Annotated in this window: 10 protein-coding genes and 2 pseudogenes; 6 read left to right on the top strand and 6 right to left on the bottom strand. The window is 37.3% G+C overall.

Annotation, left to right across the window (positions count from 1 at the left end; genetic code table 11):
• Positions 1 to 65 precede the first annotated feature (65 nt).
• Together FTT87_RS14475 and FTT87_RS14470 are read left to right on the top strand one after the other, a co-directional pair.
• The gene (locus tag FTT87_RS14475; protein ID WP_130136427.1) at positions 66 to 1274 is read left to right on the top strand and encodes an IS256 family transposase; all 1209 of its coding nucleotides are present in this window, start codon (positions 66 to 68) and stop codon (positions 1272 to 1274) included.
• A 39-nt stretch (positions 1275 to 1313) separates the two neighbouring features.
• Positions 1314 to 1391: pseudogene (locus tag FTT87_RS14470) on the top strand (IS1 family transposase); the annotation flags it as partial.
• On the opposite strand, the gene FTT87_RS14465 reads toward FTT87_RS14470, so the two are convergent.
• Positions 1384 to 1695: an ATP-binding cassette domain-containing protein gene (locus FTT87_RS14465; protein ID WP_180044481.1), complete on the bottom strand. Its 312-nt coding sequence runs from the start codon at positions 1693 to 1695 to the stop codon at positions 1384 to 1386. The pseudogene FTT87_RS14470 and the gene FTT87_RS14465 overlap by 8 nt on opposite strands.
• Positions 1696 to 1786: 91 nt before the next feature.
• Positions 1787 to 2662, bottom strand: coding sequence for an SDR family oxidoreductase (locus FTT87_RS14460; RefSeq protein WP_078081115.1), 876 nt, complete (start codon positions 2660 to 2662; stop codon positions 1787 to 1789).
• Between the two features lie 73 nt (positions 2663 to 2735).
• On the opposite strand from FTT87_RS14460, the pseudogene FTT87_RS14455 reads away from it, so the two are divergent.
• Positions 2736 to 3104 (top strand): annotated as a pseudogene (locus FTT87_RS14455) (IS1-like element ISAba3 family transposase); the annotation flags it as partial.
• 134 nt (positions 3105 to 3238) lie between these two features.
• Here FTT87_RS14455 and FTT87_RS14450 read toward each other — a convergent pair.
• Entirely contained in the window at positions 3239 to 4564 is a 1326-nt protein-coding gene (locus FTT87_RS14450; RefSeq protein ID WP_111886140.1) for an ISNCY family transposase, read from the bottom strand.
• Between the two features lie 395 nt (positions 4565 to 4959).
• On the opposite strand from FTT87_RS14450, the gene FTT87_RS14445 reads away from it, so the two are divergent.
• Complete coding sequence (locus tag FTT87_RS14445) at positions 4960 to 6528, top strand: ATP-binding cassette domain-containing protein (RefSeq protein WP_159124549.1); 1569 nt, start codon at positions 4960 to 4962, stop codon at positions 6526 to 6528.
• A 220-nt stretch (positions 6529 to 6748) separates the two neighbouring features.
• Here FTT87_RS14445 and FTT87_RS14440 read toward each other — a convergent pair whose 3' ends face one another.
• Both FTT87_RS14440 and FTT87_RS14435 read right to left on the bottom strand, forming a co-directional pair.
• Complete coding sequence (locus FTT87_RS14440; RefSeq protein WP_225531289.1) at positions 6749 to 7315, bottom strand: plasmid replication DNA-binding protein; 567 nt, start codon at positions 7313 to 7315, stop codon at positions 6749 to 6751.
• A 105-nt stretch (positions 7316 to 7420) separates the two neighbouring features.
• Entirely contained in the window at positions 7421 to 8428 is a 1008-nt protein-coding gene (locus FTT87_RS14435; protein ID WP_004967300.1) for a replication initiation protein, read from the bottom strand.
• 675 nt (positions 8429 to 9103) lie between these two features.
• Between FTT87_RS14435 and FTT87_RS14430 the strand changes: the two genes are divergently transcribed.
• Positions 9104 to 9307, top strand: coding sequence for a hypothetical protein (locus FTT87_RS14430; RefSeq protein WP_004968112.1), 204 nt, complete (start codon positions 9104 to 9106; stop codon positions 9305 to 9307).
• Positions 9308 to 10255: 948 nt separating this feature from the next.
• Here the strand turns inward: FTT87_RS14430 and FTT87_RS14425 are convergent.
• Positions 10256 to 10399, bottom strand: a complete 144-nt coding sequence (locus tag FTT87_RS14425) for a hypothetical protein (protein WP_180015695.1) — start codon at positions 10397 to 10399, stop codon at positions 10256 to 10258.
• Positions 10400 to 11100: 701 nt separating this feature from the next.
• Between FTT87_RS14425 and FTT87_RS14420 the strand changes: the two genes are divergently transcribed.
• Positions 11101 to 12177, top strand: a complete 1077-nt coding sequence (locus tag FTT87_RS14420) for a hypothetical protein (protein WP_225531288.1) — start codon at positions 11101 to 11103, stop codon at positions 12175 to 12177.
• Positions 12178 to 12360 lie beyond the last annotated feature (183 nt).

Below are 12360 nucleotides of genomic sequence, written 5' to 3'. Positions count from 1 at the left end.
TAAATTAAATTGTGTAATTGCCTGAATTTGCTATGTTCATATTCACAACGGAGTCAGGCAACATGATGAACGAACAAAAACTAAAAGACCTTGCAGCAGAATTTGCTAAAGGAATCAAAACAGAAGACGATCTCAATCAATTCACCCGATTGTTGACTAAACTCACTGTTGAAACGGCTCTCAATGCCGAACTTACCGAACATCTCGGACATGAAAAGAATGCTCGTAAGAACGGTTCAAATGCTCGTAACGGTTATTCCAGTAAGACCGTGCTGAGCGATGATGGTGAGATTGAGATCACCACACCACGAGATCGTGATGGCACATTTGAGCCACAGCTAATTAAAAAGAATCAGACTCGTATCACGCAAATGGATAGCCAAATTCTATCCCTTTATGCCAAAGGCATGACTACCCGTGAAATCGTGGCTACTTTCAAAGAAATGTACGATGCTGATGTATCGCCAACGCTTATTTCCAAGGTGACTGATGCTGTTAAGGAGCAAGTCGCTGAATGGCAAAACCGTCCGCTGGATGCACTCTATCCCATCGTCTATATGGACTGTATTGTAGTTAAAGTCCGTCATAATGGCAGTGTTATCAACAAGGCTGTATTCCTTGCCTTAGGCATTAATCTTGATGGACAGAAAGAACTGCTCGGCATGTGGATGGCTGAGAATGAAGGTGCAAAGTTCTGGCTGAATGTCCTGACTGAGCTTAAAAACCGAGGGTTGCAGGATATTCTGATCGCCTGTGTGGATGGACTAAAAGGCTTTCCTGATGCCATTAACAGCGTATACCCGCAAACCCATATCCAGCTGTGCATTATCCATATGCTGCGTAACAGCTTGAAATACGTATCATGGAAAGATTACAAGGCGGTCACTCAGGATTTAAAAGCCGTTTATCAGTCACCTACTGAAGAGGCAGCCTTGATGGCCTTGGATCAATTCGCCCAAACATGGGATGACAAGTACCCACAGATCAGCAAAAGCTGGCGTACACACTGGGAGAATCTAAATACCTTCTTTGCTTATCCAGCCGAGATACGCAAAGCCATCTATACCACCAATGCGATCGAATCATTAAACAGCGTAATACGTCAGGCGATCAAAAAGCGTAAAGTCTTTCCAACGGATGATTCTGTACGTAAAGTGATTTACCTGGCAATTGATGCAGCGTCTAAAAAGTGGAATATGCCTATTCGCGACTGGCGTTTAGCCATGAGCCGCTTTATTATTGAATTCGGTGACCGCTTAAGCAATCGCCTTTAAATTTATGAAAAGCAATTACACAAAATTATTTACAGGCTCAATTTTTCAAAAAAGATTGAAAACCATTTTAAAGCTTTCGACTTAACCTTTTTTTACATCAATAATGGCTTCATTTAATGTCAGCATACTTTTTGAAACACCACCTTGTTGAGCTGGAGCGAAATTCTTTCAATTGCCAAGAATCTACTGATTCGTGGTATTGACCGAATTGTTTATAATAAGAGATATCTCCCTTAACCTCAACATTTCCCTTGTCAGGAGCTATATCATTGTTAATGATCTCCAACAACGTCGTTTTTCCACTTCCGTTTAACCCGACTACACCAATAATATCGTTCTTAAAAACAGTTAATTTATCAAAAGTAAAAAGAAGCTTGCCTCCAAAATATTTTTCTATTCCTCTCATTTTTATCAATTCCATACAATCGCCTCCCTTTCTAGCGATTAAGTTAATAAACATATTAAATCATTAATTAGTTTTTGTAGTTTAGAGAGTTTATTTCTTAGGGTTTCTATTCCTCAATTATTCCGTATCCTTCTGGTGCAGGAATCCCATGTTCCGAAGAACGACTGACTGATTCCCACTCTTTCCATGTAAATATACGTTTTTCTGCATTTTCAACAGCTAAATCATATACAAGGCTTCCCAGAACTAATCGGAGAGGCGGATTCTCACTATTAACCAGTTTCATTATAGCTTCGGCGGCTAACTTAGGATCACTATCCACCGATTCGTTTGAATATTGTTGGGCCAACTTTTCACGTAATGAATCATACTCTTTTTTCTGTGTAGTAAAACTCATTTTTAAGTATAGATTCGTCCAGTAACCTCCAGGTTCTACGATAGATACTTTTATACCAAAATGTGCAGCTTCTTGTGCTAAAGCCTCGCTAAATCCTTCTAAAGCAAATTTACTAGCGCTATAGATTCCCGACATTGGACCACTAATCAGTCCACCAATACTAGATATCTGGATAATATGACCTGATTCTTGTGCCCGCAAGTACGGCATAACAGCTTGACTTACCCATACTGTACCGAAGAAATTAGTTTCCATTTGGCTTCTAACTTCATCTTCACTAAATTCTTCAATCATTCCCATTACCATATTCCCTGCATTGTTAATGACAATATCGAGTCTTCCAAAATGTTTAATGGCAGTTTCCACTGTAGTCGAAACAGCACTTCTATCAGTAACATCAAGACTTAAAGGAAGTAACATTCCTTCAAACTGGCATTTTAACTCATTCAGTTTTTCAATATTTCTAGCAACACCAACAACCTTCTCTCCTGACTCCAATGCTTTTTTTGTGAATTCGTATCCTAGTCCACTGCTTGCACCTGTAATAAACCACACACGTGTATTTTCATTGTTATTAAATGTCATAAATAATCTCCTCGGTAGTGTTTCAAAAAGTATGCTGAAGAAAAAGCCGATTGGATTTTGATAAAATAGAGAAATGCAAATAACTCTAGCAATCAAATGTCCAACCTGCCTCAGTGATAGTATAAAGAAAAATGGTATCAAAGTAGATGGGAAACAAAACTATCAGTGCAAAGACTGTAAACGTCAGTTTATTGGTGATCATGCACTGAGCTATCTAGGATGTAAGTCAGGTATTACTCGTAAAATATTACAGTTGATGGTCAGAGGCAGCGGTATACGAGATATTGCTGAAGTTGAGCGCATCAGTATCGGTAAAGTTTTACGTACTTTAACTGAATCAACCTATGAAATTCAGCCTCAGCAAAGTCATTATGAATCTCTCGAAGTAGATGAGTTCTGGAATTTTGTTGGAAATAAAAAGAATAAACAATGGCTTATTTTTGTTCAAAAGTCATATTTTACCTCGGAGAAACCGGACATTTTTATTGGTGAGAATATAGACACTTTAAATGGGTTCTAACACTCTCTGTTATTCCAAAGTAGAAATGTCCTACCTAATAACCAAATAGAAATGTCCTATATGGACATTTCCAAGTCAAGCACAGGATTTAGATTTCGTTCTTGAATTGCTGTTTTCTGTGCACGTCTGCTTGGCATCTTTTGAGAACGATTGCGTTTATTTTGTTGTTCTAGTTCTTCATGCTGCTGTTGAATATGGGCTAATACAGAACCCAAACGTTTATTTTCAACAATCTCTCGCTGGTTGAGCTGACTTAATTTATCGAAGATGCTGTAATTGATTTTTCTTCCCTGATATTCAATCGCGACTGTACTATCCGGGTATTCCAGAAACTCAAGATACTTGCCAATCAATCTTTGGTTTTCTTCCGTGTTTTCCAGGAGATATACGCATTTATCATAAGTGATCGTCAGGCTATTCGTGACTCTGCGGGGTTCACGCCAGGTAAAAATATCATCTAATTCTTCGGCTGTTTCAGTGACAGTCCGGTGTAGATCCTTGGGATTAAAGGCCATCTTGGCAAACTTCTGATTGAACTGCTCAATGAAGCAGGGTAGCCAGGCATTGGCTTCGGCAATCGAACTGATGCCTTCCAGACGCATTTCTTTAATCAGACGGTCCTGAAGCGTTCTATTGGCTCGTTCTACACGGCCTTTGGCCTGTGGTGAATTAGCGAAGATAATATCGATATTCAGGGTGCTGAGTACGCGCCCAAACTGGGTAATCTTGGTGTCTTTCTTACTGCTTTGATTCACCCTGAAGACTGAATGTTTATCGCTGTAGAAGGCTAAAGGCTTACCATGCTGCTCAACATACAAACGTGTTGAAATCATATAGTCAAAGGTTGATTCCGACTCACAGAAGCGTAAATGCTGTAATTTGCCTGTGGCATCATCGATAAATACCAGCAGACAGCATTTAGGGGCTCGACCTTCAAACCAGTCATGGTGTGAGCCATCGATTTGGATCAGTTCACCATAACAGTCCCGGTTATAACGAGGCTGATACGGGCGTTTCAGACGCTTGGCGCGAGGAATCCATAAATCGGCTGCAATCATCCAGGAACGCAGTGTTTCCACTGAAATATCAAAGCCATGAACGGTGGTGAGCTTTTCATGCGCTAAAGTGGGTCCGAAACCATGCAGTTGATCAGAAACAATATTGAGGCACTTGAGTCTGAGCTCTTCAGGAAGCCTGGAATTGCTGATTTGACCACGACCGGCATGGGCTAATGCAGCTGGGCCTTGAGCTTTGTATTTTTGCAATAAACGTCTGATCTGACGCTCTGAAATATGAAGTAGCTGAGCAGCTTGGGACTGGGTTATGCGTTGATCACAGATTTCCTGTAAGACCGACAATCGTTTAAGTTCTTTATCCGACATAGACACCAACATATCAAACCGTCCGCTAAGAAAATTGCAAAAGTGCATATTCTAAAAGCGGACATTTTTACTTTGGAGAAACCGGACATTTCTACTTTGGGCTTACACTCTCGTTTCGTATAACAGCCATTATGTTAAATAACTTTTAGAAGCTTTAGTACAAGCTTGACAGATTGTCTTATCATTATAAAATAACCTTATTCAAATCATCCTCCCAAGAGTAACGCCAATGAAGTAAGTCATTTTCTCATCATTATTTTTAAACTTTTGATGTGCAAAATAGATTCTACTTGTGGCTATATATTCTTGGTCTCTACTTTATATCCTAAATAATATATTGTTTTTTATAAGTTAATCTTCACTATTTTGCATATCCTCTACATGAGGAATTTTTTATGCAACATGCATGTATTGCTTCAAACTTAAATTTAGAATTTTCTACACAGAAAATGTTTGATCAGCTAAACATTACGCTTTTATCAGGACAGGTTTCTGCATTAATTGGACGTAATGGTTTAGGTAAATCCCTATTGTTCAGAATATTAGATCAAAGCCAAGCTTTAGATATTCATTATAGTGGTCAAGTTTCATGGAATATCCAACATGATTATTTGGCACAATTAGAACGCCTTAATGCTGAAAATATTGCACAAGCATTAGAGGTAGATCATTTACATCATGCTTTTCGGCGTATAGAGAACAATACAGCTAGTTTTGATGATTATGAGTTAGTTGAAAATACCTGGGATTTACCACAAAAATGGCAAAATATACTTGAAAATGCTGACTTACCTACGGATTTGAACTTTCCAACAGAAAAACTGAGTGAAGGACAAAAAACAAAGCTGGCTTTATGTCGTTTGTTTTTAAAAAAGGATCACTATCTACTTTTAGATGAACCAAGCAACCATTTAGACTCAACATCTAGACAATGGTTAATTGAGAGTATTTTGGCACACCCTAGTGGTGTATGCCTGATTAGTCATGATCGCCAATTACTCAATCAAGTCCAACATATTTATGCTTTAACTGAATTAGGCTTACAACACTACAAAGGTAATTATGAGCATTACATTCAACAGCATCAGCTACACATGGATGCATTAACTCAGTCTATTAATAATGAGAAAAAAGAATTAAAGCAGTTAAAACAACGGCAACATGATAGCTTAATGAAAGCGAATAAACGTCAATCTAAAGGCAATGAACTTCGTGATTCTAATTCTCAAGCAAAGATTTTTCTAGATTTCAAAAAGGAAAATGCTGGACAAAGCTTAGGTAAGCTACGTGCCCAACAAACTCGACAAACTGATGATTTGAAAAATAGTCTGATTAATAGGCAGACCATTGTAGAAAAAATCAAAGCTCAGAAGTTTGAATTCCACTTACAGAGTACGAAGCAAGGAGAGATTTTAAGAATTCATGATTTAAAGCTACCCCATACAGCAACAAATAAAATTAATTTTGCATTGAAAGCTGGCGAAAAAATCCATCTTAAAGGTGCTAATGGAATTGGTAAATCAACCTTATTGAAATTGATTTCTACCCATCAACGTGATGATATTTTCTTTAGTGGAACATGTTTGTATTTAGATCAAAACTTTAGTTTATTAAATAATGATTTATCCGTAATCGAAAACCTTGCACTTTATAACTCCAATCTTACTGAAGTTGAGTGGAGAAATTTGTTAGGTCAGTTACGTATTCGTCGTGAAAAAGCTTTATTAAAACTATCAGAACTGAGTGGTGGTGAAAAATTGAAAGTCGCATTATTAGCAATGAGTCACTATCCTGATGGTATTGATTTATTATTGCTTGATGAACCAGAAAATCATTTAGATATTGAGTCTAGAGAGCTTCTATCGCAGGCTATTAGCCAATATCAGGGCGCTGTAATTTTAGTTTCACATGATCATTTTTTTGTTGAACAGTGTGAAATATCTGAAGAGTATTTAATTGAGTAAAATGACATTTTCAAATATATAGATTTATTAGTTCTACTAAAATTAACATAATACACCTTATACGAAATGCTCTAAATTATTTGTTTTAATTCAATAGTTTATTTCGTATTGAAAAGCCCAATCACACCCGATTGGGCTTTTTTTATGACTTTTCACGTTCCACGCTTAATAAGTAAGCAATGTTCCACACTTTTGTTTAGCTAAAAATAACAATAAAACCTTACTCATCTGTAAAAACTGCCCGAGCTAAACGGCCCAATAATCCCCTTTTTTTAGGTTCCGGTTCAACGTGTTCAGGAATAGGTATACGCTTGTTGTCTTCCCCAAAAGTAGTCAATGCGTCATAGTTCGACTCAATCTCTGGCCGAGGATCTGTTGCTATATTTAGATTAGTAGATTCATTTAGCTTACTAGTATTTTCTTGTTTTGGCTGTTCTAACGTGCCTTTAAACTCAATTCTATGAGTGAGATCTTCAATATGTTGCATCAAAGACTTTTCTCTTTGATTTGCTAAATCTAACTGATTTTTGAGTAAAGAAATTTGATCTTTTAATACATTTTCAATTTCAGACTGAACGTGTACCTGTACATCCTTCTGGACTTGTTCAGTACGTGTACTGGACTGAACACTGACTGGATTGCCATAAACTCTGATAAGTTCCGATAAGTCTATAAGTCCATCATGATCTCTTGATAATTCACCACTTTTTATAGATTCATAGATTGTTGTTCTTGATTTTTTAAAAGCTTTACTTGCGTCCATTATGCTAAATTTTGTTTTGTTCAATGTAATCCCTCAGCGCGTGTTTAAGCATGTTCATCTGAACATCTTAGCTGAACATATATCTTATTTTGAATTAAATCGTACTTTTCTAGGTATAGCAGCAATTTTTCAAACTTTTTGTTCAATAGTAAAGTCGATATTGAATTCTGCTAGTTTTTCAATCCATCTATTACCTTCGTTATTTTTAAAATCAATTTTTATTCTTTCTACTAATTCGTCTGTAGTCTCACCAGATTCTTTGAATCTCAAGCTCAATTCTTCACTTTGAATTATCGTTAAATAAACCATTTTTGCAGTTATTTTATTTTGCTCTTGGTTACTACCAGTTTCACTTTGTTGATTAGCTCCAATAGTTTTCTTTTTTCTAACTATAAAATTAACATGACTAGCTTTGCGTCCTTCTTTCTTGACTGCTTTAAACTCAATAGTAAGTTCTGTTTTAGAGTTAATGTCATCAATGTGGGGTTTAAGAATAGTACTTTTGAAATCTCTATATTCTGGGTATGAATTTTCTGCCAGACCTAAAGCACTTTTTAATTCTTTGATGGATACATCGAAATTAGACCGAAATTCATTTTGTACCAAGAATGGGTAAAGTTTTAAACCGTGACCATGTAAGGCAACAGCCGATTTAACTTTAAATTTTGTATACGAATTTTGTTTATTAAAAACATACATAATGTATAGGGCAAAATGCGTGAAAGAAATATAAAAACATCCATCCTTGTATGAGCATGTACTAATGAGTCTTGTTCGAATATCTCGATCTTTTCCAGGATGATAAAAAACTACACTGTGGTCGTAGAGAGCATCTACTACTCGGTTTAAGGCTACATAAGCACTGCTTGGCTTTAAGCCCGTCAATTCAGCATATTCTTTAGCTGTTACAGTGAATTCTGTTGTTTCATTGGGATCTGATGCTAGCCGAACTTTAGGGCTAAAAAAGAATAGCAATTTTAGAATATCGTCTTTTGGTGATTTCTCATGCTTCAATTGCCAGAAAATATTTTGAAAGACAGCATAGTCTTTTGGATAACGTTTGGCAGGTGCTGAAAGAGGAAAAAGAGATTTGTCATGTTCCTCAAAATTTTTAATTTTCTTTAATGATACAGCCATCTAAAATCACTATTCTTCTATTATGTGGTGGTATTTTCAATGCTACTTACCCCCACTTATTAAGTCAAGCATATCTTGATTACCACCTAACATTTCGCCCCCACTAACCTAACATTTCGCCCCCACTAACCTAACATTTCGCCCCCACTAACCTAACATTTCGCCCCCACTAACCTAACATTTCGCCCCCACTTAAAGTCAAAAACCTAACATTTCGCCCCCACTTAAAGTCAAAAACCTAACATTTCGCCCCCACTTTAGTGTCTGAAACACTGATATAGCAATACATTGAGACTGGCCGTAAAGCTTTTTAAAAGCTTTTTAAAAGCTATTAAAAGCTTTTAATAAAGCTTTTAAAATTAGTAAATGAAAAAATAAATGAAAAATTGCCCTTGGTTTTCGCTACGCTCAAACTCTATTGAATCTCGCTTTCGCTCGATTCGTGGGGCAATTTTTAGTTAATATTCTTGTTACTTTAAGAAAAGGCAAAAGCAACTCGGAATTCGCTTCGCTCATAAGTTTTTTATGCTCGCTTCGCTCGGTCTAGGTGCAAAGATCAGCATGTGATCTACTTTCAATTTGTTGAAGCAAATATTTTAAAAAGCAGTTTTTCAGGGAGTCTAGGCGCAAATTTTCGTTGTGTCGCTCGTAGACACTCGCTAAAGAGGATCTGAGATGAGCAAAGATAAAAAAGATGAAGATTTGGTTTCTCTCTCGATGAAGAACTTCAACAAACCACGATGGTTTAGAGCCAATGAAGATGGTGTCTTTTGTGAAGTAACTTGGGAGGAGTTCTTTAAAAACCATGATGACCCAACAGGGTTAGAAGATTTTATGACAGATCGAGAGCAAGATACACCAAGAGATGTGGATTTATAGCGCATGGTTTGCTGTATTTGGCGTTTTATTGGTCATTCCTATTCTACCTATAGGTTTTAGTTTAAAGTGCCTTAAAACGCAAATGGTGAGCATTTAGACAACCCACCTCGTTTCGATATTCTGTTGGCAAGAATATCCGAGGGGGTCTAAAAAATGCTTATAACGTATGCACCGTAAAATTTTGTCGAAGTGCCGATTGCCAACCAACCAACACCAAACTTTAAAACGCTAATTTTATTCATAAAATCAGAAAATATTTATCCTATGGTGGATAACAACCTCGAAAAACTATGTCTTCAGAAGTTTAGTTTAGTTCGAGCGACCAACTCGAACAGCAGGGGAGACCAATCCCCATTTAACCTTTTTGACTCTCCTGTGGCTTTAAATCCACAGCCTTCAAGCACTATGACCATGCAGGAAGTAACACACTCAACTACAGTCCCCTATAGCCTCAACATCACTCTTTCGCAAAACCACGATTCCCTTAACAAGTCATTTCTGACAACGGTAGCTATGGTTTTTTAACCAACTTTTGATAAAACAACTCAAAAGAAAATTCTTATTGATTATCAATTTTACCTGTAATTATAGATTACTATCTATTTTACAAATAAAAACAACAACTTATTCAGAATTATTACAGTACAACTTCGGCAAAAATCTGCCTTATATGCGCTACTAAAGATCGCTCCAACACATCTATGTCGATAACTAAAAATTTAGTTATTCAAAAACTTAGGTGACAAAACCTAATGACATAAAAGTGCGTCCCAAGTTATCAATTGAAGTCTTAACAAGCAGTACGTTCATCCACTAAGTTTCTAAGCTTTTTCCTTGCTTTTCGGTACGCAGTTCCAAAATACCGATTCCGCAGCTTAAAAAATATCATCATGGGTAGAACACTTACTTAGCACAGTCGATGAGGATCTCTCCCCACCTTTAACACGTTTAAGCTATACATCGACCTTTCGAGCCAAAATGGAATGTCATCACGACAAATTCACCACCTGACCCAAAAGTGCCACTCTCGCCAGCTTTCACCTTGATCGCCTGTACCCTCTCGAATACCGCAGAAGCCATCGTGTGTGCCACGCACCTCGCCAAACCATAAAGATTCAGCGAAGAACGGTAGTTATTAACGCTACTCTCCATCTATGGATTTCACTCACTATTTCTTCAAAAGCAGGATTTCAGCCCTTTCAGCCTAGAATGGGGTTTAACCCATTCGCCACCTTTCGGTGATTCCGTTTCCTTGTCGCCCAACTTCAAGAACCAACAATGAAGTGGATTGAGTAGAATTTGAGGGTAGGCAAAAGCCACCCCTCATCAGCCCTCATCAAAGCGTACCGAGCTACGTTTCCGCAGCAGTCCGCTTCGTCAAGCAGTTTTCAGGCTGTCAACCTTTCCACTGTGAGCTGTTGAAAATCAAAATTTTTAGTGTGCCTAACGGCACACTAAAAAACGGTTAGGTCTTTTAGGTGCGTTGGTCAGACACACTTCACAACTGATGAGAAAATCATAATGCACAAAAAATATGCTGTCTAGGTGCGTTCGCATGGAACTACTTATTACCCTCTTACAAACACCGTCTAGAAGTCCTTAAAACTTGCTTCGCAAGTTCACCATAGCTTCGCTATGGAAAAAGCAAAAAACAGCTAAAAACCAAAAATCCTTTTACTCGATTACAATGCTAGTTTTTGATCAAAAAACAGCGTATTTTGTGAATTAACCCTTGATAACAATGATTGGAAATATTTTGGATGATAATTTTTAGTCCACACACAAAATTTACAATGCAACGGCTCGCTGACCATGTTGCCAATGGCGCATATTTTTATTTCAGCTTTGAGTACGACAGTTCTAAGAAATCCATTGAATCCGTTTTGGATAAGATGACAGAGCGTTATGAGTTGGGTATTTCACCAAGACAGCGTTCTTACCGCCTAGAAAAGGGTCATCCTATTTGCACGATGATCGTGCAAAGAGATGTCTTTAATGAAAATAAATGGTTTCTGTATTGCTTATTCACTACGCCTACAAGTAGAGATTTCAATACTTTCAACGGTATTGAGATTAATAAACTTGCCAAAGAGTCGGAGCGTTTGAAGATTCAGACTCTTAAAGAGAAGTACAAAGGCTTTAAGTGGGATCTTGATTCGATCTCAGCAGAAAAGACCTTGATTGCAGACTACTTCAAAGATAATGAGCCAAAACAATTTGTCTTAAAAAATCCAATTGCTGTCAAACCTACTGCCCTGGTGACTATGGAGCTTTTTAGAGATACGCATAAGACTTATAAACAGCTCATCTTGGGTGATGAAAAAGACTACAAAGACAGAGTAAGGGCTTATACGTGGACTTGGCGATATACAAAGCAAAGTATTGAAAAAATTAAAACTAAATTTACTGATTCTATTAATAAATTGGCTAGTCAAAAAAATAGTTCTCTAGCAGAGAAGAACCGAGCCGACATTAAAAATCTATTCCTGATGGTTGAAACATGGTCTGTTTTCAAAGCAAGCCGTTCCCAAGCAGGGCAGATTATCCATTTTGCACAGCGTTTTTTAAAGTACAGGTCTAAGAAGCAGAAAACATGGATGCAGATGGAAATTGCTACACCACACTTGACCTATCTACCCCGATTGCCGACCTATGCGGATACGATCCATGAATATAATTACAGACGTAATCTTTTTGATGAATATGGTGTGGAAGTGCCTTTGAAACTCATTAAAGACTACTATGGTGGTGGCTATTACAACATACCGATTCAAGCCTATGTAGCTAAAGAATTAGAAATGCGTGAGAATGGCAAAGCCATTGCTCAAAAAGCGGATGAGCTTTACTTACAAGTGCTTGAAAATGAGTAAATCCGCTAAGAGAAGCTATTAAATACGGACTTTGAATAGGTTCTAACATGCAAATTGAGACTGTAAATTAAATTGTGTAATTGCCTGAATTTGCTATGTTCATATTCACAACGGAGTCAGGCAACATGATGAACGAACAAAAACTAAAAGACCTTGCAGCAGAATTTGCTAAAGGAATCAAAA

It is taken from the genome of Acinetobacter sp. YH01022 (assembly GCF_013420235.1).
Classification (GTDB): domain Bacteria; phylum Pseudomonadota; class Gammaproteobacteria; order Pseudomonadales; family Moraxellaceae; genus Acinetobacter.
This window is presented reverse-complemented; position numbering and strand designations above follow the sequence as displayed.

Coding starts and splice junctions, on each gene's coding strand:
- FTT87_RS14435 (WP_004967300.1), bottom strand. CDS start 8,428: ATGGCTGTATCATTAAAGAAAATTAAAAATTTTGAGGAACATGACAAA.
- FTT87_RS14465 (WP_180044481.1), bottom strand. CDS start 1,695: ATGGAATTGATAAAAATGAGAGGAATAGAAAAATATTTTGGAGGCAAG.
- FTT87_RS14420 (WP_225531288.1), top strand. CDS start 11,101: ATGCAACGGCTCGCTGACCATGTTGCCAATGGCGCATATTTTTATTTC.
- FTT87_RS14475 (WP_130136427.1), top strand. CDS start 66: ATGAACGAACAAAAACTAAAAGACCTTGCAGCAGAATTTGCTAAAGGA.
- FTT87_RS14450 (WP_111886140.1), bottom strand. CDS start 4,564: ATGTCGGATAAAGAACTTAAACGATTGTCGGTCTTACAGGAAATCTGT.
- FTT87_RS14430 (WP_004968112.1), top strand. CDS start 9,104: ATGAGCAAAGATAAAAAAGATGAAGATTTGGTTTCTCTCTCGATGAAG.
- FTT87_RS14445 (WP_159124549.1), top strand. CDS start 4,960: ATGCAACATGCATGTATTGCTTCAAACTTAAATTTAGAATTTTCTACA.
- FTT87_RS14460 (WP_078081115.1), bottom strand. CDS start 2,662: ATGACATTTAATAACAATGAAAATACACGTGTGTGGTTTATTACAGGT.